This is a genomic window from Variovorax sp. W2I14, assembly GCF_050435205.1.
GTDB lineage: Bacteria > Pseudomonadota > Gammaproteobacteria > Burkholderiales > Burkholderiaceae_C > Variovorax > Variovorax paradoxus_C.
On sequence record NZ_JBNDJX010000001.1, the window covers coordinates 3,518,527 to 3,545,338 of the forward strand.

The 26,812-nt window shown below is 67.5% G+C and carries 23 protein-coding genes and 1 pseudogene; 14 read left to right on the forward strand and 10 right to left on the reverse strand.

What is annotated here, in order from left to right; all coding sequences use genetic code 11:
• The first annotated feature begins 31 nt into the window (after positions 1–31).
• Positions 32–514 (forward strand): nickel-responsive transcriptional regulator NikR, encoded by a 483-nt coding sequence (nikR, locus tag QF040_RS16475; protein ID WP_429611961.1) that lies wholly within the window; start codon positions 32–34, stop codon positions 512–514.
• 18 nt (positions 515–532) lie between these two features.
• Here the strand turns inward: nikR and QF040_RS16480 are convergent, their stop codons facing one another.
• Together QF040_RS16480 and QF040_RS16485 are read right to left on the reverse strand one after the other, a co-directional pair.
• Positions 533–2,620: a TonB-dependent receptor gene (locus tag QF040_RS16480; RefSeq protein WP_429611962.1), complete on the reverse strand. Its 2,088-nt coding sequence runs from the start codon at positions 2,618–2,620 to the stop codon at positions 533–535.
• 93 nt (positions 2,621–2,713) lie between these two features.
• Complete coding sequence (locus QF040_RS16485) at positions 2,714–3,592, reverse strand: LysR substrate-binding domain-containing protein (protein ID WP_429611963.1); 879 nt, start codon at positions 3,590–3,592, stop codon at positions 2,714–2,716.
• A 106-nt stretch (positions 3,593–3,698) separates the two neighbouring features.
• On the opposite strand from QF040_RS16485, the gene QF040_RS16490 reads away from it, so the two are divergent.
• The 5 genes and pseudogenes from QF040_RS16490 (at position 3,699) to QF040_RS16510 (ending at position 10,097) form a co-directional block, all read left to right on the forward strand.
• On the forward strand, positions 3,699–4,289 hold the full coding sequence (locus tag QF040_RS16490; RefSeq protein WP_429611964.1) for a hypothetical protein: 591 nt from the start codon (positions 3,699–3,701) through the stop codon (positions 4,287–4,289).
• Positions 4,290–4,370: 81 nt separating this feature from the next.
• Positions 4,371–5,946: pseudogene (locus QF040_RS16495) on the forward strand (rhodanese-like domain-containing protein).
• 57 nt (positions 5,947–6,003) lie between these two features.
• A complete protein-coding gene (locus tag QF040_RS16500; RefSeq protein ID WP_429611965.1) occupies positions 6,004–7,014 on the forward strand; it encodes a Bug family tripartite tricarboxylate transporter substrate binding protein in 1,011 nt (336 codons plus the stop codon).
• Positions 7,015–7,055: 41 nt separating this feature from the next.
• Positions 7,056–8,264: a cystathionine beta-lyase gene (metC, locus tag QF040_RS16505; protein ID WP_429611966.1), complete on the forward strand. Its 1,209-nt coding sequence runs from the start codon at positions 7,056–7,058 to the stop codon at positions 8,262–8,264.
• 177 nt (positions 8,265–8,441) lie between these two features.
• Positions 8,442–10,097 carry a hypothetical protein gene (locus QF040_RS16510; protein WP_429611967.1) on the forward strand — a complete coding sequence of 552 codons (1,656 nt, stop codon included), beginning with the start codon at positions 8,442–8,444 and terminating at the stop codon, positions 10,095–10,097.
• A 43-nt stretch (positions 10,098–10,140) separates the two neighbouring features.
• On the opposite strand, the gene QF040_RS16515 is transcribed toward QF040_RS16510, so the two are convergent.
• The 5 genes from QF040_RS16515 to QF040_RS16535 all read right to left on the reverse strand — a co-directional run bounded on the left by QF040_RS16515 (position 10,141) and on the right by QF040_RS16535 (position 16,819).
• Entirely contained in the window at positions 10,141–10,560 is a 420-nt protein-coding gene (locus QF040_RS16515; RefSeq protein ID WP_429611968.1) for a sel1 repeat family protein, read from the reverse strand.
• 121 nt (positions 10,561–10,681) lie between these two features.
• Positions 10,682–12,841, reverse strand: a complete 2,160-nt coding sequence (locus tag QF040_RS16520) for a TonB-dependent receptor (protein WP_429611969.1) — start codon at positions 12,839–12,841, stop codon at positions 10,682–10,684.
• Positions 12,842–13,068: 227 nt separating this feature from the next.
• On the reverse strand, positions 13,069–14,295 hold the full coding sequence (locus QF040_RS16525) for a glutamate carboxypeptidase (RefSeq protein WP_429614659.1): 1,227 nt from the start codon (positions 14,293–14,295) through the stop codon (positions 13,069–13,071).
• Positions 14,296–14,531: 236 nt separating this feature from the next.
• Entirely contained in the window at positions 14,532–14,738 is a 207-nt protein-coding gene (locus QF040_RS16530) for a YbdD/YjiX family protein (protein ID WP_013542989.1), read from the reverse strand.
• Between the two features lie 8 nt (positions 14,739–14,746).
• The gene (locus tag QF040_RS16535) at positions 14,747–16,819 is read right to left on the reverse strand and encodes a carbon starvation CstA family protein (protein WP_429611970.1); all 2,073 of its coding nucleotides are present in this window, start codon (positions 16,817–16,819) and stop codon (positions 14,747–14,749) included.
• A 208-nt stretch (positions 16,820–17,027) separates the two neighbouring features.
• Between QF040_RS16535 and kdsA the strand changes: the two genes are divergently transcribed.
• On the forward strand, positions 17,028–17,873 hold the full coding sequence (kdsA, locus tag QF040_RS16540; RefSeq protein WP_429611971.1) for a 3-deoxy-8-phosphooctulonate synthase: 846 nt from the start codon (positions 17,028–17,030) through the stop codon (positions 17,871–17,873).
• A gap of 18 nt (positions 17,874–17,891) precedes the next feature.
• On the opposite strand, the gene QF040_RS16545 is transcribed toward kdsA, so the two are convergent.
• Both QF040_RS16545 and QF040_RS16550 read right to left on the reverse strand, forming a co-directional pair.
• On the reverse strand, positions 17,892–18,431 hold the full coding sequence (locus tag QF040_RS16545) for a C40 family peptidase (protein ID WP_429611972.1): 540 nt from the start codon (positions 18,429–18,431) through the stop codon (positions 17,892–17,894).
• 59 nt (positions 18,432–18,490) lie between these two features.
• The gene (locus tag QF040_RS16550; RefSeq protein WP_013542993.1) at positions 18,491–18,859 is read right to left on the reverse strand and encodes a DsrE family protein; all 369 of its coding nucleotides are present in this window, start codon (positions 18,857–18,859) and stop codon (positions 18,491–18,493) included.
• A gap of 66 nt (positions 18,860–18,925) precedes the next feature.
• On the opposite strand from QF040_RS16550, the gene QF040_RS16555 reads away from it, so the two are divergent.
• The 6 genes from QF040_RS16555 to QF040_RS16580 all read left to right on the forward strand — a co-directional run bounded on the left by QF040_RS16555 (position 18,926) and on the right by QF040_RS16580 (position 25,015).
• Positions 18,926–19,966 (forward strand): AraC family transcriptional regulator, encoded by a 1,041-nt coding sequence (locus QF040_RS16555; RefSeq protein WP_429611973.1) that lies wholly within the window; start codon positions 18,926–18,928, stop codon positions 19,964–19,966.
• 37 nt (positions 19,967–20,003) lie between these two features.
• Entirely contained in the window at positions 20,004–20,564 is a 561-nt protein-coding gene (locus QF040_RS16560; protein WP_429611974.1) for a hypothetical protein, read from the forward strand.
• The gene (locus QF040_RS16565; RefSeq protein ID WP_429611975.1) at positions 20,561–21,766 is read left to right on the forward strand and encodes a PrsW family intramembrane metalloprotease; all 1,206 of its coding nucleotides are present in this window, start codon (positions 20,561–20,563) and stop codon (positions 21,764–21,766) included. The genes QF040_RS16560 and QF040_RS16565 overlap by 4 nt, the downstream gene beginning before the upstream one ends.
• Positions 21,767–21,862: 96 nt before the next feature.
• Positions 21,863–22,891 (forward strand): MerR family transcriptional regulator, encoded by a 1,029-nt coding sequence (locus QF040_RS16570; RefSeq protein ID WP_429611976.1) that lies wholly within the window; start codon positions 21,863–21,865, stop codon positions 22,889–22,891.
• Between the two features lie 30 nt (positions 22,892–22,921).
• Positions 22,922–23,512 carry a GNAT family N-acetyltransferase gene (locus QF040_RS16575; protein ID WP_429611977.1) on the forward strand — a complete coding sequence of 197 codons (591 nt, stop codon included), beginning with the start codon at positions 22,922–22,924 and terminating at the stop codon, positions 23,510–23,512.
• A gap of 339 nt (positions 23,513–23,851) precedes the next feature.
• Positions 23,852–25,015: a hypothetical protein gene (locus QF040_RS16580; RefSeq protein ID WP_429611978.1), complete on the forward strand. Its 1,164-nt coding sequence runs from the start codon at positions 23,852–23,854 to the stop codon at positions 25,013–25,015.
• A 30-nt stretch (positions 25,016–25,045) separates the two neighbouring features.
• Here the strand turns inward: QF040_RS16580 and QF040_RS16585 are convergent, their stop codons facing one another.
• On the reverse strand, positions 25,046–25,942 hold the full coding sequence (locus QF040_RS16585) for an AraC family transcriptional regulator (RefSeq protein ID WP_429611979.1): 897 nt from the start codon (positions 25,940–25,942) through the stop codon (positions 25,046–25,048).
• A gap of 105 nt (positions 25,943–26,047) precedes the next feature.
• Between QF040_RS16585 and QF040_RS16590 the strand changes: the two genes are divergently transcribed.
• Positions 26,048–26,791: an SDR family oxidoreductase gene (locus QF040_RS16590; RefSeq protein WP_429611980.1), complete on the forward strand. Its 744-nt coding sequence runs from the start codon at positions 26,048–26,050 to the stop codon at positions 26,789–26,791.
• The last annotated feature ends 21 nt before the right edge of the window (positions 26,792–26,812 follow it).

Below are 26,812 nucleotides of genomic sequence, written 5' to 3' on the forward strand. Positions count from 1 at the left end.
GGCGGCTCGCGTACCTGCAGGCATACCGCCGATGAACCGCTTCACCATTTCCCTTGACGAGCAACTCGCACGGCAGTTCGAGATGCTCATTGCGCAGAAGCGCTACACGAGCCGTTCCGAGGCCGTGCGCGACCTGATCCGCTACGGGCTCGGTCGCGCGGGGCTCAGGGGCATGCAGTTCGACGCCGTGGTGTCGTCGTGCATCGCGAACGTCAGCTATGTGTACGACACGCGCGAGCTCGCACTGGCCGCGCGGCTCCTGGCCCTGCGCCATGCGCACCATGGCATGGCCGTCGCCTGCCATCAGACGCCGCTGGATCACGGCAGCTGCATGGAGTGCGTGGTGCTGCGCGGTCCGGTAGGAGCCGTACAAGATGTGGCGGACCAGCTGATGTCGCTGCGCGGCGTTCGCCACGGCCACGTGAATGTGGTGGCGCTGACGGACGACGCAACACCGCATGCCCACGCGCATGCACCGGCACATCCGCATTCGCACCTCACGCCGTTGAACTGACGCCCGACCGCTCGGCGTTCAGAAAGTCCACCGTGCGCTGACACGCGCGCTGCGCGGCTCCATCGGATGCACATGCCGGCCGTCGATGCCCTCGCCGCAGGCACCGCTCGCGATCTCGCCCGCCGAACACGAAGCGTAGGCGTATTCGATGTCGTTGCCCTTCTTGCCGGCGACGTTGAAGACGTCCAGGCCCAGCGTGAGCCGCGGGTTGACGGCGTAGCGGACACCCAGGTTGAGCAGCGTCACGGCCTTCGAACGTTCGACGTTGCGCGAGTCGAGCGCGCGCGGGCCCAGGTAGCGCAGCCGCAGCGACGTGGTGAGCGGGCCTTGCGTGTACGTGATCCCGGCGGCAAACACCTTCTCGACCGCGTTGTCGATGTAGTTGCCCTCGCCTTCGGGCGCGAGCCCCTTGAAGCGCGCGCGCGACACCGCGCCGTCGAACTCCGCGCGCCAGGCGCTGCTCAGCCTCCAGCGCATCGTCGCCTCGATGCCGCGGCGGCTGCTGGCGCGTCCGGGCTCGGTGGTGCCGGCGTCGCCGACGTACACGAGTTCCGAATCCAGCTTGAGCTGCCACAGCGACACCGTCGCCGTGAAGTTCTCGTCGGGTTGAAAGCGCCAGCCCAGCTCCGCGCCGCGCCCTTTGACGAGCGCCGGCACGCGATCGGCGGCCGCGCCGCTCGCGGGGTCGACGGCGATGGTCGCGCCGCGCACGTCGTTGCTGTGAAAGCCGACGCCGGCGTTCAGGTAGAGCTCGTGCTGCGGCGTCAGCGCGAAGGCGAGGCCGGCCTTTGGACTCGCGATCGAATCACGGCCCCTGCCGCTGTTGATGGCGCCGTACACGGGCTCGCGCCCGTCGACGCGGTAGCGCAGCATGTCGCCGCGCACGCCCGCGTAGCCGCGCAGCCGGTCGGTGAAATACACGAGCTGCTGGCCGTGCACGGAGAACAGGTCCTGCGAGACCTTGTCGTTGCGCACCGTCGAGAGCCGCTCGCGCGCCTGCGTGTCGTAGAGGCCCACCTCCGAAATCCGGTCGCCGCGCCAGCTCGCACCGAAGCTCAGGACGCCGTCCAGGCCACCGAACTTCGTCGGCATCGTGCGGGCCGCCTGCGCGCCGAAGATGCGCCGGCGGTCGGTCTGCTCGAACTGGTCGCCGTTGACCGGGTTGTTCAGGAAATAGGTGAAGTCGGAGAACAGGCCGAAGCGGTAGGCAATCGCATAGGCGCTGATCGTCGTCTCGCCATCCGGTCCCTTGTCGAACCATTTGCCCGACAGGCTCACGCGCTCAGTGCTGCCGCCGTCGGTGGGGTTGAGCGAACCGAAGCGCGAGAGCTGGCCGCTGTCGATCAGGCGCTCGGGCACTTGGTCGGTCGAGGTCCACCGGCTCTTGTAGGCCATGCCGGTGACGCTGAATCCGCGCGTGGGCGAGCCTTGCGAGTAGCGCGCCACGGCGCTCACCTTGCGCAGGTTTTCCGGCACGTCCCAGGGCCCGTTGTTGCCTTCGATCTCGATGGCGCCCAGCCAGGTCTGGTCCTCGCGGGTCTGCGAACCCGCGGCCAGCAGGCGCCTGAAGTTGTTGGCGCCCAGCGTGAGTTCGGCGAAGGGCGCATCGAGCACGCTGAAGTAGTCGAGCGACGCACTGCCCGCGAGCGAGAAGTCGTCGCTCTCGGCGAAGTACGGCCCCTTGCGGTAGCGCACGCCCGACACGAGTTCGGGAATGAGGAAGTTCAGGTCGGCATAGCCTTGGCCGTGTCCGTGCGTAGGCATGTTCACCGGCATGCCGTCGACCGTGACTGCGAAGTCGGTGCCATGGTCGAGGTTGAAGCCGCGCAGGAAATACTGGTTGGCCTTGCCGTCGCCCGAATGCTGCGTGGCGACCACGCCCGGCACCGCTTCGACGATGTCGCCGGGCCGCAGCTTGGGCCGCCTCTGGAATGACTCGCGCTCTACCGCGCCTTCGCTGGCGCTGTCCGCCACACCGATGGAGGCATCGCGCGGACCGACGATCTCGATGGCAGGCAGGTGGGCCTGCTGGGCGGACGCTGCGGCGCTGCCCAAGAGCGCGCCAAGCAGCCAGGGCTTCGAACCCAGGCCAGAGGGAAATTTCATGAACACCTTTGTCTCGAAACCGACGGGATTCTTCACACGCCCATCAGTTACGCGAGGAAGGGGCCGGCGGATTCGGCACCGACGCAAACGCCGTCAGGCCGGCATGTCCGTCCGAGGCAACCGCAGGTGCTTCTTCAGTGTCTCGAACACCTGCCGCGTGACCGGGTTCACCACATGGCTGCGCACATACAGGTAGTACGCGAGGTCGGGCAGCCGCGGCATGCCGTCGCCCGCGCCCAGCACCCTCAGCCCCGCATCCAGTTGCTCGACGCCCCGCGCCGTCACGCCCAGCCCTGCCCTGAGCGCCGCCTTGATGCCGATCAGGCTCGAAGATGTGTACCGCGGTGTCCACGCCACGCCCGCGGCATCCAGCGCCTCGTGCCCGATGCGCCGGAAGATGCTGGGCCCGTCCGCCATGATGAGCGGCACCGGCTTCGTGGGGTCGTGCACATAGCCGGCCGCGCACAGCCACACGGTGGGCGAGTTGCGCAGCACCACGCCTTCGAACTGCGACTGCGGATCGGCGCGGTTGGAAATGATCATGTCGACCTCGCCGCTCTTGAGCGAGGTCATCAAGTAAGGGCTGCGGCCGATGTGGATGTCCAGTTGCAACAGCGGCGAAGTGCGCGCCATCTCGGTCAGCAACAGCGGCAGCATCGTCTCGGCCACGTCGTGCGGCGCGCCGATGCGCAGGTTGCCTTCGAGCTGGCCTTGCCGCAGGCTCCGGAGCGCCTCGTCGTTGAGTGCGAGCATGTGGTGCGCATAGCTCAGCAGCCGTTCGCCGTGCTCGGTCAGCCGCTTCTGGCGGCCTTGCTTGATGAAGAGCGGATGGCCGATCTGCTCTTCCAGCCGCTGCATCTGCTGCGTGATCGCCGATTGCGTGCGCCCCAGGTGAACGGCCGCGGCCGCAAAGCTGTGGAGACTGACAACGGCCGCGAACGAGCGCAGCAGTTCAAGATCGAGCGTGGGCATACATTAATTTTATTGATGTGTTTCTTCTGGCGCTTGGATTGTTGCGTCACGCCGCCGTCACTACAGTGAATGCACACGAAACAGGCAACCCCACTGGAGAAACCGCATGAGCACCCCATCCGAGCAACGCCGCCAGGCGGTCGAGGCATCGATCGCCGAAATGAAGAAAGCCATCGGCGGCGCTGAACCAACCCGCGAAAAGCTCGATGCGGTGCTCGGTTCGCTGCAAGGCCTGGCCGCACACACCGAGTACTGGGGCGCCGCCGACTTTCCGCCGCCCGAAGCCGGCGAACACCAGGCCCGCTACCTGATCGCCGAAGACCCGGACCAGAGCTACGCGCTCTACCTGAACGTGATGCGCCCGGGCAAGAAGATCGTGCCGCACAACCACACGACCTGGGCCTGCATCGCGGCCGTCGAAGGCACCGAGCACAACCGCGTGTATGCGCGCACCGACGATGGCTCCGTGCCGGGCGTTGGCAAGCTCAAAGAGACCGAGTTGGTTGTCGTCGCACCGGGCAAGGGCATCGCGCTGATGCCTGAAGACATCCACTCGGTCGAGATCCAGGGCGAGCAGGTCATTCGCCACCTGCACATGTACGGCCGCGCGCTCGAGACGCTGAACCAGCGCACCGCGTACGACATGGCTGCGGGCACGTACCAGACGATGGGCATCGGCGTGCAGACGCGCCGCTAGGCCTCTTCCTCCTTTCGCTTCACCTTCTTTCATGCGAGGCGCGCGCCTCGCAGGACCTCGTTCGTCCCAACGACTTGCCTCATGACTTCTCACATCGACCCGAAGACCCTCAAATCCTGGCTGCACGACGGCGGCGAGATCGCGCTGCTCGACGTGCGCGAGCACGGCCAGTACGGAGAGGCACACCTGTTCTACGGCATCCCGCTGCCTTTCAGCCGGCTCGAAATCGACGCACCGCGCCTCTTGCCGCGCCGCAGCGTGCGGGTTGTCGCGTACGACGATGGCGAATCCGATGTGGCCCTGCGCGCGGCCGAACGGCTGACCACGCTGGGCTACACCGACGTGCATGTGCTGCAAGGCGGCGCACCCGCGTGGAAGGCCGCGGGCTACGTGCTCTTCGCGGGCGTGAACCTGCCTTCGAAGACCTTCGGCGAACTGGCCGAGGAGACGTACCACACGCCCCGCGTCAGCGCCGACCAGCTGGCCGAGATGCTCGCGCGCAAGGACAAGGTCGTGTTGCTCGACGGCCGCCCCGTCAGCGAGTTCCACAAGATGAACATCCCCGGCGCCACCTGCTGCCCCAACGGCGAACTGGCCTACCGCGTGCGGCAGCTCGTGCCCGACACGACCACACCCATCGTCATCAACTGCGCGGGCCGCACGCGCAGCATCATCGGCGCGCAGACGCTCATCAACCTCGGGCTCGCCGAACCCGGTCTATGCGCTGGAGAACGGCACGCAGGGCTGGTACCTGAACGACCACACACTCGAACACGGCGGCACGCAGCGCTATGCGGCCGACAGCGGCACCACCGACCTGCGCCCCGCCGCGAAGGCGCTGGCCAAGCGCTTCGATGTGCCCACGGTGACGGCGAAGACCGTGCAGCAATGGGCAGCGCAAACGGACCACACCCTGTTCCTCTGCGACGTGCGCACGCCCGAGGAGTTCGCGGCCGGCAGCCTGCCCGGCGCGCAGCACACGCCCGGCGGCCAGTTGATGCAGGCCGGCGACCAGTACTTCGGCGTGCGCGGTGCGCGGCTTGTACTGATCGACAACGACGGCGTACGTGCGCCCACTATCGCGAGCTGGCTGCGGCAGATGGGACACGACGCGAGCGTGCTCGAAGGCGGGCTCGCGAGCGGGCTCTCGCTCGCGCCCGCAGCCACGTCGACTGCCCCCGAATTGAAGACGATCGATGCGCAAACGCTGTCTGCGCGGCTCGCGCAAAACGACGTCGCGTTGATCGACCTGCGCGGCAGCATGCAATTTCGCGCGGGTCACATCCCGCAGGCGCGCTGGTCGATTCGTCCGCGCCTTGCCGAAGACGTGCAGGGCGAGATGCGTCAGATCGTGTTGATTGCCGACGACGCTGCGCTCGCCGCATGGGCCGCCGCGTCCGAACTCGCCGATCACGCCCCGCTCCTGCTCGAAGGTGGCATGACCGCATGGCGCGCCGCCGGCCTGCCCGTCGAAGCCACGCCCGCGTTGCCCGCCGACAGCGACTGCATCGACTACCTCTTCTTCGTGCACGACCGGCACGACGGCAACAAGGAGGCCGCGCGCCGCTACCTCGCGTGGGAAACCGGCCTCGTCGCGCAGCTCGATGCACAGGAGCGCGCCGCGTTCAGGCTGCCCTCGGCCGCATCGCACGCCTAGCCACCGCTTTCTCCATTTCCGCTCGTCGTTGTCCGTTCCTATTTCAGGAGTCCTGCCATGTCGTCTGCCTTCCGCGTTCCGCATCTCGCTCGTCTCGCCCTTGCCGCCACGTGGCTCGCGGCGCTGGCCCTGCAGCCCGCATCGGCCGACCCGCTGCCCGCGCGGAACGGCTTCCCTTCACAGACGGTGAAGTTCATCTCGCCCTTCCCGCCCGGCGGCGGCAACGATGCGACGGCGCGGCTGGTCACCACGCGCCTGCCGGAAATCATGGGCCAGGCCGCGGTGGTCGACAACCGCGGCGGCGCCGGCGGGAACATCGGCGCCAAGACGGTGGCCGAGTCCAAACCCGACGGCTACACGGTGCTCACCTCGCAGGTGTCGATCATGGCGGTGAACCCCACGCTCTACGCCTCGGCCGGGTTCGATCCGATCAAGAACTTCATCCCGATCACGCAGATCAACGCAGCGCCGCTCGCACTCGTGGTCGATGCCAACTCGGCGCTCAAGAGCTTTGCCGACCTCGCCACCAAGGCCAAGGCGACGCCCGGCAAGGTGACCTACGCGACGCCGGGCAACGGCACGCTCTCGCACCTCGTGGGCGTGGTGCTCGCCAAGGACAACGGCATCGACATGACCCACGTGCCCTACAAGGGCGCCGGCCCTGCACTCACCGACCTGCTCGGCGGACAGGTCGATGTGCTCGTGACTTCCACCGCCTCCGTCGCGGGCCTCGTGCAGAACGGCAAGCTGCGCGTGCTCGCCGTGACCAGCCCGCGCCGCATCGGCGTGTTCGCCAAGTCGCCGACCCTCGAAGAGCTGGGCTACGCCGGCGCGCGCTTCGAAGACTGGTACGGATTCTTCGCCCCGGCCGGCACGCCACCCGAACGCGTGGCTTATCTCAACGAAGCCATCGTGCGCACGTTGCGCCTGCCCGAAGTGACCAAGCTGGTGAACGACGGCGGCAGCGAAGTGGTGGCCAACTCGTCGGACGCCTTCGCGGCGCAGCTGAAGCAGGACATCGACCGCTGGTCCCGCATCGTCAAGCTCTCCGGCGCGAAGGCGGATTGACGCACCATAGAGGCTTGGCCCACGCTCGACAGAACACCACCATGTCCGACTCGCACAAAGAAGACCCCGCGGCCCAGGCCCTTGATACGCGGCTCACGCGCACCGGCAAAGCGCCGGCGTACTTCGGCGGCACGCCCGTCAACACGCCGCTGGTGCGAGCGAGCACCGTGCTGTTCGACAGCGTGGCCGCGATGCGCGACACCCGCGCACGCCGCGATGAAGAGCGCGCCTTCAGCTACGGCGCGCGCGGCACGCCCACCACCTTCGCGCTCGAAGACGCGGTGAGCGAGCTCGAAGGCGCCTACCGCACACGGCTCTTTCCGACCGGGCTCGCGGCCATCGGCATGGTGCTGCTGTCGTACCTGCAGCCGGGCGACCACGTGCTGATGTCCGACAGCGTGTACGAGCCGACGCGCAACCTCGTGCATTCGTTCCTCGAGCCGTACGGCATTCGCAGCAGCTTCTTCGCGGCGGACGGGAGCGGCATCGAAGACCTGTTCGAGCCCACCACGCGGCTCGTGTATGCCGAGTGCCCCGGCTCGCTGGTCTACGAGATGTGCGACCTGCCCAAGCTCGCCGCACTCGCGCATGCACGCGGCGCCCTGCTCGCGGCCGACAACACCTGGGGTTCGGGCGTGCAATACCGGCCGCTCGCTCTCGGCGCGGACATCTCCACGATGGCCGCCACCAAGTACCTCTCGGGCCACTCCGACGTGATGATGGGCACCGTCGCCACCACGCGCGAAGCGTGGCGGCCGCTCAACGAACGCTGCGACGCTTTCGGCATGACCGTGAGCCCCGACGATGCCTGGCTGGTGCTGCGCGGCATGCGCACGCTCTCCGCAAGGCTGCAGATGCACGAGCGGCATGCGCTCGAAGTGGCGCATTGGCTCGAAGCGCGGCCCGAAGTGGCGACGGTGTTCTGCCCCGCCTTGCCGCAGCACCCCGGCCACGACATCTGGAAGCGCGATTGCAGCGGCACCAACGGGCTGATCTCTTTCGAGTTCAAGCCGGGCACCGAGAACGCGGTCGTCGAGCGCTTCGTTGATGCGCTTGATCTCTTCGGCCGTGGCTCGTCATGGGGCGGCTACGAAAGCCTCGTGGCGTGGACCAACATGCGCGCCGCACGCAGCGTGACCGACTGGAGCGCGCGCGGCGCCGTCGTGCGGCTGCATATCGGCCTGGAAGCGCCGGCCGACCTGAGGGCCGACCTGACACGCGGATTCGCGGCGATGGCCGGTTCGCGTTGACCCTCTTGCGCCTCATGCCCTAACATCGCCCCCGCGGTGCAAGCCGCGCCCGGGCCCGCGGGAAGGGTTGAACCCACTTGCTTTTGCATGCTGCCGCGCGCTCGCGCGGCGCCATTCACCAGCTCCTTTGTGCAGCCGGATTTGCGGGTCGTCGGCGCTTCATGCACGGAGGTTGATGTGAAACGCATTCCCGCTCGGCCCGATCTCGGGCATCTCAAGAAGCAAGCCAAAGAGCTGCTTGCCAGCTACCGCAGCGGCGACCCCGCCGGCTTTTCCCGATTCCGCGAATCGCTCCCGCTTGCCGCCGGCAAGGACGACCCCGCCATTGCAGCGCTCGGCCTGCGCCTGCACGATGCGCAGTCGTGCCTCGCGCGCGAGTACGGCTTCGTGTCGTGGGTCGATCTGCAGGGCTTCGTGCTTGCCCGCATCGCGCAGGCGAACGACCCGGCGCGCGCGGTGCTGCTCTGGCTGCGCGCCGCGTATGCGGGCGATATCTCGGGCGGCAACAACGTTGCAAAGCCCGCGGTGGCTGCGCGCCTGCTCGAAGAAAGCCCGGGCCTCCTGGGCGACGATCCGTACCTCGCCTGCGCCATCGGCGATGCCGACGTGCTGCGCCAGGCGATCGCGCGCGATCCGGACTGGGTCCGGCGCGCGGGAGGTCCGCTCTTGCTGCCGCCGCTCAACGCCGTCACGTACTCCAGCCTGGTGCAGTTGCCGGCCTTTCGCGAGCGCCTGCGCACTTGCGCGAAGCTGCTGCTCGATGCCGGCACCGATCCGAACCAGGCCATCGGCAGCCGCTGGCCGCCCGCGTCGCTCGCTGCGCCGTCCGGGACAGACCGCCTGTCCGCGCTGTACGGCGCAGCAGGCCAGAACCGCGACGCGGAGATCACGCGACTGCTGCTGGACGCTGGCGCAGATCCGAACGACGGCGAATCGCTCTATCACTCGGTCGAAGAACCCGCCTGCACGCGCCTGCTGCTGAAGGCCGGTGCGCGTGTCTCAGGCACAAACGCGCTCTACCGCGTGCTCGACCTCGACCAGCTCGAATCGCTGCAGCTGCTGCTCGCCCACGGCGGCGATCCGAACGAGGTCGCGCCCGGAGAACCCTCGAGCAGTTGGGGATGGCCGCTGCTGTGGGCCATCCGGCGGCGTCGCTCGGCCGCGCACATCGAGGCGCTGCTGGACGCGGGTGCCGATGCGTCGGCGCGCACGCCCGAAGGCATCGATGCGCACACGCTGGCGCTGCGCTTCGGGCTGACGGAGGTGGCGCAACTGCTCGCTCAACGCACCGGCGGAAATGCGCAGTTGCCGCTCGACGAGCAGTTCGTCGCCGCATGCGCGCGCGGCGACGGGCACACCGCACGACGCCTCCAGCAAGAACATCCAACGGTGCTTTCCACGCTGTCTCCCGCGCAACTGCGCCTGCTCCCCGAACTCGCCGCGCAGCCGGGCTGCGGCGCGGCCGTGCAGCTCATGGTCGAGCTCGGTTGGCCGATCGCCACGACCGGCGGCGATTGGGACGGCTCCGCGCTGAACCAGGCCGTGTTCCGCGGCGATGCGGCGCTCGCGCGCTTCCTGCTCGCACACGGCGCCACCTGGACCGAGCGGCATGGCTTCGGCGACAACGTCCGCGGCTCGCTGTCGTGGGCCTCGCTCAACCGGCCGACCGATGACGGCGACTGGGTCGGCTGCGCCGAGGCACTGGTCGCCCACGGCATGCCCACCGTGCAGCCCGACCCGGGCGGCTCGGAGGGCGTGATCGTCGATGGGCAACTCACGTGGTTCTCCGACGAGGTGACCGACTACCTGCTCGGCGCGTCCACGGCACCCTGAAGCGCAACGAGCGGGCCGCTCGTGCCCGCTCGCTTCACGTCAATCAATCGCAAGCGCTCACGCCCACCGGCGAATTGCGCAAGCGATTGAGAAACGTCAGCTGCACCTTCGCCGTTTCACTGCCCTGCATCGCCGCCTGGCGCATCCACTGGCGCGCCTCGCAGCGATCGGCGCGCACCGACATGCCATAGAGCACCGGTCCTGTGAGCAACACCATGCCGAGCATTTCCTGCGCCTCGGCATCGCCCTGTGTGGCGGCCTCGCGCAGTTGCACGAGCATCGTGCGGTAGTCGCGGGCGGTCTGGGCTTCGAGCGCAAGCTGGAAGCGCTGCGCCGCATGCAGTTCGAGGCTGCGGTCCGACGGGCCCGCCGCGGCGAACGCCGCCATGAGGCAGAGCGCGCCCGAGAGAAAGATGCGCCAGCGCAGCGACCAGCTCGCGACCTGGTTGAGTTCGGATGCCATCGACGTTCTCCTCATGTCATTGATGTGGAGCCATCGTGGCCTCGCGCGCGCCAAAAGAAAAACTGGAATTCGCGCAGGACGCCTCAGCCGGCGCCTGAGGCTCGCCCTCACGGGCGCGCGCTCAGAACTTCGCGGTCAGCGACACCTGCAGCTCGCGTCCCGGTCCCGGCATGATCAGGTTGTCCACGCTGCCGTGCGCGGACACGTAGTACTTCCTGCCGGTGATGTTCTTCAGGTTCACCGAGAGTTCGTAGCGCTCGGTCTTGTAGCTGGCCGCCAGGTCGCCGGTGACGTAGGAAGGCAGTGTCACCAGGTTGCTGAGGGAGGCATAGCGCGCGGCCACGTAATTCACGCCGCCGCCCGCGCTCAGGCCGTTGCCCAGGTCCTTCATGAGCCACACGAAGGCCGAGTGCCGCGGCGTGAGCGCCGCCACCTTGCCCTGCACCGGTATCGGGGCGCCCACGGGCAGTTGCAGCGCGTTCACCGTGGCCAGCGACTTGGTCATGCGGCCGTCGAGGTACGCATAGCCCGCGCTGACGTCCCAGCGCCCCGGCAGCTTGCCGGCCAATGCGAGCTCCATGCCGTTGGTGCGCTGCGTGCCCACGTTGATCTGTCGCGCCGGGTTGGCCGGGTCGGTGTTCTTCATGCCCGAGCGCTCCAGGTTGAAGAGCGCCGTGGTGAGGTTGAGCGTGCCGTCCAGGAAATCGAACTTGGCGCCGATCTCCTTGTTCACCGTGATCTCGGGTTCGTTGGCCGCGTTGTTGGCCGACAGCGCGAAGGTCTCGGCCGACGGCTGGAACGAGCGGCTGTACGACACGTAGTACGACTGCGTGTCGGTGGGCTGCCAGACCAGGCCCGCGCGCGGGCTGAACTTGCGGTCGGTGCGCGACATCGGCGCGAGTGAGCGCTCGAACGAGGTCTCCTGGTCGAACACGTCGTAGCGCCCGCCGACCAGCGCCTTCCATTGCGGCGCCAGCGTGATCTGGTTCTGCGCATACAGCGCCGCCGTCTTGAAGGTGGAATTGCTCGGAATCGCACTCGTGGCCTGGTAGCTGGCGAACGGAATGGGCGCGGGCACGGCCACCGGGTTGAGGATGCTCACGCGCTCGTAGCCGGTCGCCGAGGACACCGAGTACAGGCGCTTGTCCTGTTTGCCGAATTCGGCACCGACCAGCCACTCCTGCTTGAAGCCGCCGAGGTCGTTGCGCCACGTGAGGTCGGTCTGGTTGAACCAGCCGCTCTCGTCGCGGTCGACAAAGCCGCGCGTGCGGCCCACGGTCATGCGCACCGGATCGGTGGTGCCGCTGGGCAGGGTGTTGAAACGGTCGAGCTTGTAGCTGTAGTAGCGGGTGGTGTTGCGCAGGTTCAGCGCATCGCTGAAGCGATGGTTCAGCGTGGCGGTGAAGGACTGCACCCGCGTCGTGGTGGTGTCGTCGCGGCTGGCGAGCGCCGAGCCGTAGTAGGTGCCGATGGGCACGTTCACCGGCCGGCCGTTGAGGGCAGGAATGCCGAAATCGGTCAGGCGTTGGTCGTAGGCATTGGTGTACTGCAGCAGCAGGTCGGTCTGCGGGCTGAACTTCATCGCGAGCGAGGGCGCGATGTTGTAGCGGTCGATGAACTGCTGGTCGCGGTAGCTGCCCGACTTTTCGCGCGCGACGTTCAGGCGGAACGCCATGTTCTCGCCGATGGGTCGGTTGAGGTCGGTGGTGAGCCGCTTGAAATCGTTGCTGCCCAGGCCGAGCGAGACCTCGCCGAAGGGGCGCTCGAAGACCGGCTTCTTCGTCACGCGGTTGATCAGCCCGCCCGACGAGCCTCGGCCATACAGCACGGCCGCCGGTCCCTTGAGCACTTCGATGCGCTCGGTGTCCGACAGGTCGCGAAAGTACAGCGCGTCGTCGCGCACGCCATCCACGAACCAGTCGGCGATTGCGGAGAAGCCGCGGATCACCACCTGGTCGCGCTGGCCGTCGCCGGCATTGAAGGACACGCCGGGCGCATTGCGCAGCGCGTCCTGCATCGAGGTCGCGCCCTGGTCGCGCAAGAGCTGCGCGGGCAGCACGTTCACCGCCTGGGGAATGTCGCGCAACGGCGCGGAACCCTTGGTGGCGGTGCTGCTGACGGAGGGCGCGTAGCCGGCGTCCTGCTCGGCGTTGACGGTCACTTCCTTGAGCGCGGTGCCGCTTTGCGCCTGTGCGGCGAAGTGCAGAACGGCCAGGGCGGCGAGGACTGCAACAGGCAGGGGCTGGAGGCACAGGCGGGGCGCGCGCGAACGAACGGGCATCGGGTTTCTTTCAGGGCGATAAAAAAAATCGCGAAGCGCCATGCCATCCCGCCATCCATCGGATGACGAAACGCACGGGCCCTGCCTGGAGAAATCTGGGTTGGGTTCCCTTGCCGATCCGAACCGGCGCAGCGGCCGGTGGATCGGTGAAGGGGGTCGCATTCGCGCGAGCCGGCGATTGTAAGCAGCCGTCCTACACGGTCAGTTGCCGGTCAGCCCGCCGTCGATCAGTTGGCGCTCAGGTCCATCAGCATGCGCGACAGCAGGTACACCCGCGGCACCACGCTCTCGACCTCGGCGTATTCCTCCGGCGTGTGGATGCCGCCGCCCACGATGCCGAAGCCGTCGAGCACCGGCACGCCCACGCCGGCCACGAGGCTCGCATCGGCCGCGCCGCCGCTGCTCTCGATGGTGAGCTTCTTGCCGATCTCGGCGTAGATGCCTTCGGCCATCTTCACCAGCTTGTCCGAGGCGGGCGAACGCGGCATCGGCGGCAGGCCGCGCACGAGGCGCACGCGCACTTCGGTGTCGGGGATCAGCTTGTTCTGCGAGATGCGCACCATGTCCTTCTCGACGCGGTCGAACTCCTCGGGCGTGGCGACGCGCACATCGCCCTTGGCGCTCGCGGCGGCGGGAATCACGTTGGTCGCGCCGTTGGCCGTGAGCACGGTGAAATTGACCGTGGTCTTCTTCGCGGCATCCGCCGTCTTGGAGAGCTGCAGCACCTGGTGCGCGACTTCCATCGCCGCGTTGCGGCCGGTTTCGGGCGCCACGCCCGCGTGCGCGGCCAGGCCCTTCACCTCGACGAGCGCGGTGGCCGAGCCCTTGCGCTCCACCACGAGGCCATCGGCCGGGCGGCCCGGCTCCAGGTTCAGTGCCACGTCGTGCTGCTTGGCCACGCGCTCGATGAGCGCGGTGGTGCCCACCGAGCCCATCTCCTCGTTGGTGTCGATGAGGAAGGTGATCTGCCCGTAGTCCTTGAAGCCGATCTTCTGCAGCACCTTCAGGGCCTGCAGCCCGGCGACGACGCCGCCCTTGTTGTCCATCACCCCGGGGCCGTAGGCGCGGCCGTCCTTGATGTAGAACGGCTTGGCCGCGGCGGTGCCGTCCTTGAACACGGTGTCGATGTGGGCGAGGATCAGGATCTTCTTCTTGCCCTGCCCCGTCAGCGTGGCGACCACGTTGGTGCCGGGGTGAGGATCGGCCGGAAAGGTCTCGATGCGCGCGCCGAGCTGGCGCAGCTCCTCGACAGCCATCTCGCGCACCTTGTCGAGCCCCTCGGTGACGGTCGAGCCGGAGTCGATGTTGACCATGCGCTCCAGCAGCTTCAGCGCCTCGTCCTTCTGCTGCGTGGCCGCATCGAGCGCACCCTGATGCGGCTTCTGGGCCATGGCATTGCCGGCCGCGGCGAGCAATGCGCAGGCAAGCAGCGCGCTCTGGCAGGCGGCGCGCATCGGCGCGGGATTCTTGAAGGGGGATGGGCGCTTGGGAAAAGTCATGAGGTCCGTTTCTGTTGTTCGTTCGATGTGCGGCATCAGCCCGGCACGAAAAAGAAAGCCTGCTCCTTGCAGGCGGAGCAGGCTAGCACCCGCGTTCCGCGCGGGTCAAGCGAACAACAACAGGTGACTGAAGCCGTGTGCAAGGCTTCGACAGGCTCAGCCCGAACGGATGGGTCGCACAACTGATGCGCCTAGCAGCAACGCCCCTTGCCCGCCCCATAGCGCGCCTCCAGTCGCTCGCGGAAGAAGGCCTCGTAGCTCATCGGCGGTCGGTCCGGGTGCGTGGCCGCCATGTGAGTGAGGTAGGCGTCGTAGTCGGGCAGGCCGACCATCAGCCGCAGCGACTGCTTGAGCGAGCGGGCGAAGTAGCGCCCGGCTTCCGGCAATGCGAGGGCCATGGGCGTGCTCAGTGGGCCGCCGCGGCCGATGCGCCGGCCGGCTCGAACGGCGTCTCCTGCGTCGTCGGCCGGTTGGCCGCGCGCGCCGCAAGACAGGCCTTGATGCTGTAGACCAGCACGCTCAGCACCACGAACATGAAGAGCGCGCACAGCGCCGCGTCGAGGCGGTCGTTGAAGACGATGCGCGACATCGCCTCGGGCGTCTTCGCGGGTGCCACCAACACGCCGTTGGCGAGGCCCTCGGTGTACTTCGCCGCATGCGAGAGGAAGCCGATCTTCGGGTCGGCCGAGAAGATCTTCTGCCAGCCCGCCGTGAGCGTGCACGCCAGCAGCCACACGGCCGGCGCGATGGCCACCCACGCATAGCGCTCGCGCTTCATGCGGAACAGCACCACCACGCCGAGCAGCAATGCGACGGCCGCGAGCATCTGGTTGGAGATGCCGAAGAGCGGCCACAGCGTGTTGATGCCGCCCAGCGGATCGACCACACCTTGGTAGAGAAAGTAGCCCCAGGCCGCCACGCACAGCGCTGTCGCCACGAGGTTGGCCGGCAGCGAATCGGTGCGCTTGAGCGCGGGCACGAAGCTGCCCAGCAAGTCCTGCAGCATGAAGCGGCCTGCGCGCGTGCCGGCGTCCACGGCGGTGAGGATGAAGAGCGCCTCGAACAGGATCGCGAAGTGGTACCAGAAGGCCATCATGGCCTGCCCGCCGATCACCTGGTGGAGGATATGGGCCATGCCCACGGCCAGTGTCGGCGCGCCGCCTGCGCGGCCGAGGATGGTGGTCTCGCCCACGTCCTTGGCGGTCTGCAGCAGCATCTCGGGCGTGACCACGAAGCCCCAGCTCGAGATGGTCTGCGCCGCCTGCTGCGCGGTGCTGCCGACCAGCGCAGCCGGGCTGTTCATCGCGAAGTAGATGCCCGGCTCGATGCACGAGGCTGCCACCAGCGCCATCACCGCCACGAACGATTCGGCCAGCATGCCGCCGTAGCCGATGAAGCGCGCATGGCGCTCGTTGTCCAGCATCTTGGGCGTGGTGCCCGAGGAGATCAGCGCATGAAAACCCGACACCGCGCCGCAGGCGATGGTGATGAACAGGAACGGGAACAAGCTGCCCGACCACACCGGCCCGCCACCCTGCGCGAACTGCGTGATGGCCGGCATCTGCATCGTCGGCATCACGAACACGATGCCGATGGCCAGCGCGATGATCGTGCCGATCTTCAGGAAGGTCGAGAGGTAGTCGCGCGGCGCGAGCAGCAGCCACACCGGCAGGCTCGCGGCGACGAAGCCGTAGCCCACGAGCATCCAGGTGAGCGCCTTGCCGTCGAAGGTGAAGAGCGGCGCCCATTCGGCGCTCTGGCTCACGGCCTGGCCGCCGAAGATGGCGAGCATGAGCAGCACGAAGCCGATCAGCGAGACCTCGCCGATGCGCCCCGGGCGGATGTAGCGCAGGTAGATGCCCATGAAGAGCGCCACCGGGATCGTCGCGGCCACCGTGAAGGTGCCCCATGGCGATTCGGCCAGCGCCTTCACCACGATCAGCGCCAGCACCGCCAGGATGATGATCATGATCATGAAGGTGCCGAAGAGCGCGATCATCCCGGGCACCACACCCATCTCCTGCTTGACGAGATCGCCGAGCGAACGGCCGTCGCGGCGCGTGGAGATGAAGAGAATGATGAAGTCCTGCACCGCGCCGGCGAACACCACGCCGGCCAGCACCCACAGCAATCCGGGCAGGTAGCCCATCTGCGCCGCGAGCACCGGGCCCACCAGCGGACCCGCGCCCGCGATGGCCGCGAAATGGTGGCCGAACAGCACGTTCTTGTCGGTCGGCACGTAGTCCAGGCCGTCGTTGTGGCGGTGCGCGGGCGTCTTGCGGTTGCCGTCGAGCCCCAGCACCTTGTCGGCGATGAAGAGGCTGTAGTAACGGTAGGCGATCAGGTAGGTGCAGATCGCGGCCGCCACCACCCAGAGGGCGTTGACGCTTTCACCACGGGTCAGGGCCACCGTGCCGAGCGCGAATGCGCCGACGACGGCCACGACCAGCCACACCAGGTGGCGGCGGAGGGTTTGCATGCGGATGTCTCCTCGATATTGGAACCCGGGAGTCTTGCCGCAAGGGCGCGCATTGGCATCCGTCGGACCGCGTGGGCGGGTTGCGTGGCACTGCGTAATGGAAAACCCGAGGGAAACCCGAGGAAAACCCGAGGTGCGCACGGGCCCGGCCGGATCGCCCGCCCCCGCGGGGCGCGAGAATGCCGCCACGTATCCGGAGAACTCCCCCATGTCCACCGTCACCATCCATCCCCAGATCAATGTTCGCAACGACGGCGCCTTCGTGCTGTTCGGCGGCGTCAACGTCCTCGAGTCGCGCGACCTGGCCCTGCGCACCGCGGCCGAATTCGTGCGCGTTGCCGGCAAGCTGGGCATTCCCTATGTCTTCAAGGGCAGCTTCGACAAGGCCAACCGCTCGTCGATCCATTCGTACCGCGGCCCCGGCCTGGACGAAGGCCTGAAGATCCTGCAGGAGGTCAAGACCGAATTCGGCGTGCCGCTGCTGACCGACGTGCACGAGCCCTGGCAGGCCGCTCCGGTCGCCGAGGTGGTCGATGTGCTGCAGCTGCCGGCCTTCCTCGCGCGGCAAACCGACCTGGTGGTGGCGCTCGCCAAGACCGGCCGCGTCATCAACATCAAGAAGCCGCAGTTCCTGAGCCCGTCGCAGGTGCTGAACATCGTCGAGAAGTTCAAGGAAGCCGGCAACGAACAGATCATCCTGTGCGACCGCGGCACCTGCTTCGGCTACGACAACCTCGTGGTCGACATGCTGGGCTTCGGCGTCATGAAGAAGGTGACGCAAGACCTGCCGGTGATCTTCGACGTGACCCATGCGCTGCAACAACGCGAGGCCGGCGCCGCCGCTTCCGGCGGCCGGCGGGAGCAACTGGTGGACCTGGCGCGTTCCGGCATGGCGGTCGGCCTGGCCGGTCTTTTTCTCGAGGCCCATCCGAACCCGGCCGAGGCCAAGTGCGATGGCCCGAGCGCGCTGCCGCTGGCGCAGTTGGAGCCGCTGCTGACGCAGCTCAAGGCACTGGACGATCTGGTGAAGTCGTTCCCGGCGCTGAATATCTAGCCAGCCGGGTTCAGCAGCTCAGGGCCGCCGCGCCTGCGTCGGCTGCCGCGACCAGTACACGCCATCGAGCCGGTCAAGCCGCACCTCGCCACCGGTCGATGGCGCATGCACGAAGCGCCCGTCGCCGACGTAGATGCCCGCATGCGACGGCGTCGAGTTGCCGAACAGCACCAGGTCGCCGGAACGAATTTCCGACATCGCCACGGGCCGGCCGAACGACGCCATGCGCGAGACCGTGCGTGGCGGCACCTGCCCCAGGCTGCTGCGGTACACATAGCCGATGAGCCCGCTGCAATCGAAGCCGCCCTCGGGCGTGTTGCCGCCATAGCGGTACGGCGTGCCGACGAGCCCCAGCGCATGGATCGTGATGCTGTTCGATTGCTCGGCCGTGAGCGGTGGAATGCTGGAGACCGGCGTCCTCTGCGGCGCGGGAGGGCTGGCGCAACCCGCCATCAGCAGGAAGACCCCTATGGAGAGCCAACGCAACGGCGGCACTCGGAAAGGTTGCAGGCGTCGCGGGCGTTCGGCCCGCTGCGGGGGCACGGCGGTATCTGGCATGGAGGAGCGGCAGGTCGGGTGGACGTGGGCCGACTGTAGCGGCCCGGCTGCCGCGCCTCTCAAAAGCTGAGGGTCGCGGCGCCTCGCTTGATGAGTTCGTGCATCACGCTCGACCCCGCGATGACGACGCCTTCCATCAGGTTCTCCTGCGTGTAGCCGCGGCTCTTCACGCACGGGGTGCAGGCCCACAGCGTGCCGCCGCGCGCCACGAAGTCGCGCAGCATGTCCGCAAGGGGCTCCAGCGGCTTCACGTGCGTGGTGTCGGCGGCGCCGCGCCGGACCAGGTCGACGCCCGAGCTCGTGAGAAAGATGGAGACTTTCAGCCCCGATGTCATGCCGCCCAGTGCGATCACCAGCCCGACGGAGGACAATTCGTGGTCGATGCCATGCGTCACCACAACAACCAGATCGCGTGTCTCGGTGTTCATTGCGGCCTTCCTTTCGGATGAGTGATTGAAGAAAGGCCAGCGTACGCTTCGTGCAGGAGGCAGGCCATGACCGAAATGCCGGAAGTCTTGATCCAAACAACGCCGGGCACGCCGCCCGACATGGCGCCGGGGGCAGGCGACCTGCTCTCGGACCTGCTCGAAAGCATGCACGTCACCGGCATGGTGCTGTTCCGCGCCGAGTTTCGCGAGCCCTGGTCGGTCACGAGCGCCGACTCGGGGCAGCTCGCGGCGATGCTCGCGCTCGGTTCGAGCCGCGTGATTCCCTTTCACATCGTCGGAGCAGGCAGCTGCCTGCTGGCACTGCCCGACCGCGAACCGGTGCGGCTCGACAGCGGCGACGCGGTGGTGCTGCCATCGGGTGGCGTCCACCGTCTGGGCGGATGCGCCGACAGCGCCGCGCCGGTGCACATCGGCCAGCTGCTGCCGCAGTTGCCATGGACCGGCATGCCGGTGGTCGAGCATGGCGGAGGCGGAGCATCCACCAGCATCGTCTGCGGCTTCATCCGCTGCGACGAACTGCTGTTCCATCCCGTGCTCGGGCACCTGCCGGAGGTGCTGCACATCCGGCCCGACAGCACGCCCTCCGACCAGTGGCTGGCGACCACCATCCGGCACACCGTGAACGAAGCCGGCAAGCCGCAACCCGGCTGGCGGACCATGCTCCCGCGCCTGACCGAGCTGATGTTCGTGGAAATCCTGCGCAAGCACATGCAGACCCTGACGGCCGGCGAGGTGGGCTGGCTGGCGGCCTGCAACGATGCGGTGGCCGGACCGGCACTGAAGCTGCTGCACGCGGCGCCGCTCGAAGACTGGACGCTGGAGCGGCTGGCACGCGGCGTGGGCGTCTCCCGCACCGTGCTCGGCGAGCGGTTCAAGCACTTCCTCGACCAGCCGCCGATGCAGTACCTGGGACATTGGCGCCTGCAGCTGGCGGCACGGCGTCTCAAGAGCAGCGAATTGCCGATCAAGACCATCGCGGACCACGCGCGCTACGAATCGGAAGCGGCGTTCAGCCGGGCCTTCAAGCGGCGCTTCGGACTGCCGCCCGGGGACTGGCGCCGAAAGCAGGCGCGCACGCAGGGCTGAGCAGCGAGCGGCGCCTGCCGTATGGCAGCATCGCGGCATGCCCGAGCCGTCACGCCGCATTCCGTACCGCACCTGGCCAGGCGCACTCGCGGTGCTCCTGGCCATCGCCGCCTACGTGGGCGGCCTCACTTTCTGGAACAACCACACGCCCGGCGCGCGGCCCTTGCCCGTGGGGCAGACCGTGTCCGTCGGCCATGCGCGGTTCGAGCCCGCCGCCGGATGGGAGATGGACGTGGACCGCTCCAAGGCCGGCAGGTCGTTGATGCTCTTCAAGGGCGGCCACAAGTTCCTGGTCTCCACCGCTCCCTGGGTGGGCGGGCCCGACGGGCCGCTGGTGCGGCAGCAGCGCCTCATGGAGCGCGGCCAGCACCTGGAGATCGACGGCGACATCTCCGATTTCGTCACACCATGGGGCTTGCAGGGCAAGACCTTCGCGTACTACGGATCGAAGCTCGCCGGCCGGTTCTGGCAGGTGGTCGACCTGCAGCGAAAGTCGCTCGTGCAGATCGATTTCTACGGCGCCAGTGACGGCCTGAACGAAGCGATGGCCGAGGCCCGCAGCATGCTGGAGTCGATGGACCTGGAGGCTTCGCCATGAGTTCCGAGGGCACAGAGAGACTCGCCGGCCCCGAACAGGATCGCGGCGAATGGCCAGTGGGCACCGACTCGTTCTGGCAACCGCATCGCGCAGCGTTCTGGCTGCTGGCCGCGATGATCGTCAACGGCCTTTTCTACACGGTCAACATGTTCTCGATGGGCTTTCGCGTGGTGCCCGTCACCGCGTTGCTGGGCCTTCTGGTGTGGGGCATCTACACGCTGCTTTTCCTGCTCGTCTTTCGCACGCTGGACCTGCTCGAACAACATCCGCCCGAGGCCTTCGTGCTCGCGTTCGCATGGGGCGGAATGGGCGCGGTGTACTTCGCCGCGCCGGCGAACATCGCCATCCAGGGCCTGTGCGCCAAGCTGGTGTCGCCGGACTTCGTGGCGGCCTGGGGGCCAGCCATCGCAGGTCCGATCACCGAGGAGTTCCTGAAGCTCGCGGGCGTGATCCTGCTCGTGCTGGTGGCGCGCAACCAGTTCCAGACGTACCTCTCGGTGCTGATCGTCGGCGCCATGGCGGGCCTCGGTTTCCAGGTGGTGGAGAACCTGAGCTACACCGTCAACGCCTCGATGCACTTTCCGCTCGAGAACCAGGTGTATCCGGTGCTGCTGAACCTGTTCACGCGCGGGCTGCTGAGCGGCCTCTGGAGCCACGCGGCCTACACGACCATCGCGTCCTTCGGCGTTGCCTGGTTCCTGCTGCATCCGGAGCGATCGAAGCTGACGCGGATCGCCGTGGCCGTGCTGTGCTTCGCGCTCGCCTGGGCCATGCACTTCATCTGGAACTCGCCGTGGCTGGAAGACCTCTTCGACGGCAGCTACCGCGAGATGGCCGTGATGCTCGCCGTGAAGGGCATCCCCGCGATGATCGCGGCCGGGCTCTTCTGGCGCGTTGCCGCGCGCGAGAACGGCGCGTACCTCCATGCGCTCGCGGCGTATTTCGTGCCCGAACGCGAGCTGATCCGCGACGACGAATGGATGCGCCTGGGCGCACCGCTGCAGCGCTACAAGGTGCGCCGCGAGATCGGCTGGACCTTCGGCCTGCGGGCAAGGCGGCTGAAGACGCAACTGCAGCGCGAGCAGCTGCGGCTGGTTCGCAAGGCGATGACGTACGGGCGCGGTGCGCAGACGCTGCGGCATGAGGTGACGATCCGGCGCTTGCGGGCGGAGCTGGAGCCGTTGGTTCAGGCGCGGCCGTAGGCGCGGGCCTTCGGACGCGTCGCGTGGAATCCACTTGACCCGGCCCCTGCGGCCGCCTCGATAAAGGCAGTGTCCGATCCAACCACGAGGTGATTCTTGAACGCTTCCACCCGATTCCTCAACCCAGCCGAGGCGGCCCGGCGGCTCGGCGTTTCCGCCAAGGCACTGCGTCTCTACGAGCAGCGCGGCCTGGTGGCGCCGGCGCGCAATGCCGCTGGATGGCGCTCCTACAGCCCCGACGAAATGACCCGCGGCGCCGAGATCGTGGCCCTGCGCGCACTGGGCCTGAGCGTTGCGCAGGTGGCGCGCGTACTGGCAGGCGATGCAGCGACGCTCGAATCTGCGCTGGCCGCGCACCAAGCGGCACTAGAGGGTCGCGCCCGTCAATTGACGGAGACCATCGGAAAAGTCCGCCATCTGCGGACCGACCTCGCCCAAGGCCGGGCACCGACAGCCGAGGCGTTGACGCAACTGCTGGGCGCTGCCGCGAGGATCGATGTCGAGTTCGAACTTCCCTGGCCCTGGGGCGGCGAGCTGTTCAGGCTGTGCGACGTGCGGCCACTGAACTACATCGTCGGACCGCTGGGCAGCGGCAAGACCCGGCTGGCCCTGCGCATTGCCGAGACCCTGCCGTCCGCTGCGTTCCTCGGGTTGGAGCGGCTCGAGGGCGGCAATGCGGCGGCACGGCTCGATGCCAACACGGCGCTCAGGTCGCGCGTCGAACAGACGCTGGCCTGGCTTGCCGACGATGGCGCTACGGTGTCCGATGCGTTGATCGCGCTGTTCGCCGGACTGGAAAACCAAGGCCCGGCCGCGCTGGTTGTCGACATGGTGGAGCAAGGGCTGGATTCGGCCACGCAGCAAGCCGTGAGCGCGCATTTGCGCCGCCGGGACCCCGATGCCCGACCGCTCTTTCTGCTGACGCGCTCCTGCGTGATCCTGGACCTGGCCGCGGTGGGCACCGACGAGTCGATCATCTTCTGCCCCGCCAACCACAGCCCGCCGAGCCGGGTCGCGCCCTGGCCGGGTGCGCCGGGCTACGAGGCGGTTGCCAGTTGCCTGGCCTCGCCCGAGGTGCGGGCGCGGACGCAGGGCGTCATCGCGTGGCGGCCGCAGGTGGTGTGAGGGCCAGCCTTCTCACCGAAAATTGATCTCATGCCGATTCCCGAAGCCACTTCAACAGCCCGGCTGGTCTGGCCGTCACACGAGTATCTGGCGGGCTATGTCGCCGCGCTCGAACGCGGATGGTCGCCCAACAACCTTCGGCCCGAGGCCACCCAAGAAGAACTCCTGCTGATACGAGCGGACGCCGATGGGTTTCTGAAGAGCCTTGTCGACCGCGAAGCCAAGGGGCCACCAGTCGCGCTTCCCGATGGCAGCACGGTCCCGCGCTTGCCCGGCTATCGGCGATGGCTGTGGGACGGCGAGTTCTGCGGCAGCATCGGCCTGCGTTGGCAGCACGGCACGAACGCCCTGCCCGGCTATTGCCTCGGGCACATCGGCTACGGCGTCGTGCCTTGGAAGAGCGGCAGAGGGTATGCCAAGGAAGCGCTGCGTTCGCTGCTGCCAGAGGCTGCGTCAGTCGGGCTAGGCTATGTCGAAATCACGACCAGCCCGGACAACGTAGCCTCGCAACACGTCATTCGCGCCAATGGCGGCGTGCTTGCGGAGGAGTTCATCAAGACGGCGGAGTTGGGGGGCACGCCGGAGCTTCGGTTTCGCATCGCGCTCGGGCACCTGGCCTGAAATCCGGAACCCCGACCGGTCGCCCCCCCGATCGATACAGACTCCACTGGCACAAACACCAGGGTGCCGGCACCGAAGCACGTTTCCCTCATTGGCCTCGTGCAGAATACGCCGCGCCGACGATATAAGTGGAACCGCCTCAACGCGCGCAATCACAAAGACGAAAAGTATTCACAAAGAGTAGGAGTGTGAGGGATGGGAACACTTACTTGCAGGGTTGCCCTGACATTGCTGCTTGCAGCGCTCGTGTCTTGCGGCGGTGGAGGTGATGGTGGCGGAGGGGGTTTGGGCGGCTTGTCGTCCGGACAGTCGCCCTCTTCGCCTGCGGTGGCGAACAAGTTGGAGAAGGAAGACGCGGCCGATGCGACACAGTTGTCCGCCGGAGCCGCCGACTCGCTGGGAGGAGTCGCCGCCCTTCGTTCATCGGGTGCGGATGTCTCTGCGGCTCTCGCACAGCGAGCAGCCAGCGATGGTGTTGTGGTGTACAGAACGCTCGACACCAGCGCCTTCGGCATGCCTCGGACCCTAGTCTATGACGCGGTGCATGGCGACATTTACGCCTCGTATCCCACCACCTACGAATCGATCGGTCTGAGTGCCATCGTGCGGTTCCGCACCAACGGCATGAACTGGACGAGCACGTCGCTCTCCCTGCCCGGCCTGCAGGACATCGCGCTCGCGCCCGACGCCAGCGTGCTGGCTGCGACAGATGGCAGCAACCAGGTTCACCTGATCGACCTGGCGACGTTCAGCGTGAAGAGCACCCATATCGCACCCTTCGGCATTGGCGACCAGGGCAGCAACATCGAGGTGGCGATCGCATTCGCCGGCGACGGCAAGCTGTGGATGCCATCGGGGGAGGGCTACAACTGGCACAACCTGGGATTTTTCGATCTGCGCACCCAGGCCTTCGGAACCGTCGCCTGCCCCATGTGCTACTCAGGACCGTACTTCGCAGTCTCGGGCGATGGGTCCAGGTTGATGGTGACCCAGACCGCGGGCCTCACGCCAAGGCCGCCGATGCTCTATATGGACGGGGGCGACGGCGTGCTCCGGACGAATCCCGTCGGGCTCGATTTTTTCTACTGGATGACGAGCCTGAGCGACGATGGCAATCGCTTCCTGTTCAGCGGCGAAACGGTCTATGACCGCGCGTTCGGCACGGTGGGTACGCTGCCTCTGGTGAATGACATGAGGGCCGCCCGGATCTCGCCGGATGGGCGCCGGGCGTACACGCTGAACTACGTCGTCGAACCCGGATCGCCCGCGCTGCCGGTTGTCCGTGCCTTCGATACGACCCCATCGGCCGGCACCCGAGTCAACCTGTCTCAGATCGGGAGTTTCACGCTGGCCGACTTCCCCGCCTGCCAGGCGTCGACCTATCCCAAATACTCCTGCTACAGGCCCAGGATGCAAGTGAGCAAGGACGGCACGACCCTGATGATCCTGGGCGACAAGAAGCTGATCGTCGCGACCATTCCCAAGGCGCTGCGCCGCTATTGACGACAGCGGAGGCCGGCAATGCAGCGCCGGCTAGTGCTGCCGCGCGTACCGCCCCGGCGATTGCCCCACATGCCGGCTGAACGCCGTGCTGAACGTGCTGGCCGACCCGTAGCCCACGCGTTCTGCAACTTCGGCGATGCCGACATCTTCGCGAGCGAGCAGATCCTTCGCGACGGCCATGCGCCACGCCAGCAAATACTCCATTGGCGGCAGCCCGACCGCGCGCAGGAAACGCTCGAAGAATGCCGAGCGCGACAGCGCCGCCTTCTTCGCGAGCTCGGCCACCGTCCAGGGTTGCGCCGGGTCGCCGTGCAGGTGCCGCAGCACCACGGACAACCGCGGGTCCGCCAACCCGCGCAGCAGCCCCGGCGGCGCGCTTTCGCCGGGCGTGGAGCGCAGCGCTTCGATCAACAGCAGTTCGACCAATCGTTCGAGTACGAGATCGCGCCCAGCCTTCGCTTCGATCGACTCCTCCCGCACGAACTGCACCAGCACCGAAAGCCGCCCCACGTCGCGCACGTGCAGCAGCGTCGGAAGCAGCGACGCCAGCAGCGAGGCGTCCGGCGAATCGAAGGCGAAGTAGCCGCCGAGCATTCGCACATCCGGTGGACCGTCTTGCCTGCCGTGGCGGATTTCGTCCGTCGGCGCGGGCGCCAGCCTGGGATCGACGAAGACAGGCTCTGCCGTCTCGAGGGCCGACATCGTGAAGCCGGGCGTGGACGGCATCAGCACGAAATCGCCGGCCATGAGGGTGATGGGCGCCTGCCCGTCCACGGCCAGGGTGCATTCGCCCTCCAGCATCGTGCAGAAGCTGGGTTCTCCGAAGGCCGAGTAACGCACCGCCCATGCGCCCGCGCCGCCGATCACCTTCGAATACACCGCGCGCGGCCGAAGCAACGAGACGACCTCTGCAAGCGGATCGGTCAATCAGGACTCCTGCGAACAAATTATGGATCTTTGATTATAGAAAGTCCTTCCCATCGCCGATATCGTGACGCACCTTCTACCCAAACCTCCAAGGAAAGAAACCCAATGAAGACCGTCCTGATCACCGGCTGCTCGTCCGGCTATGGCCTCGAAACCGCGCGCCACTTTCTCGCCCAGGGCTGGCATGTCGTCGCCACCATGCGCACGCCGCGCACCGAACTTCTGCCCCGCTCGGAGCGCCTGCGCGTGCTGCCTCTGGATGTGACGAAGCCCGAGAGCATCGCGGCGGCGCTCGAAGCCGCCGGCCCCATCGACGTGCTCGTGAACAACGCAGGTCTCGGCCTGTTCGGCGCATTCGAGGCCACGCCGATGGCCACCGTGCGCGAGATCTTCGAGACCAACACCTTCGGCATGATGGCCACGACCCACGCCGTGCTGCCGCAGTTTCGCCAGCGCAGATCGGGGCTGGTCATCAACGTGACTTCGACCGTCACGCTGGCGCCCATGCCGCTCGTGGCGGCATACACCGCGAGCAAGACCGCGATCGAGGGCTTCACCGAATCGCTCGCGTTCGAACTCGAGCCATTCAACGTGCGCGTGAAGCTCGTCGAGCCGGGCTATGGACCGGGCACGCGCTTCACGGCGAATGGGGCGGAGCGCATGCAGGGCCTGATTCCCGAGGCGTATGCACCGCTTGCGCAGTCGATCTTCGCTGCGCTGGGAAGTCCGGCTGCGGTGACGACCGAAGCGGATGTGGCCGAGGCCGTGTGGCATGCCGCGAACGATGCGAGCACGAAGCTGCGGTATCCGGCGGGCGCCGATGCGATCGCACTCTCTCAGGGTCAGTGAAGTGCCCGCCGCGCAGGTGGG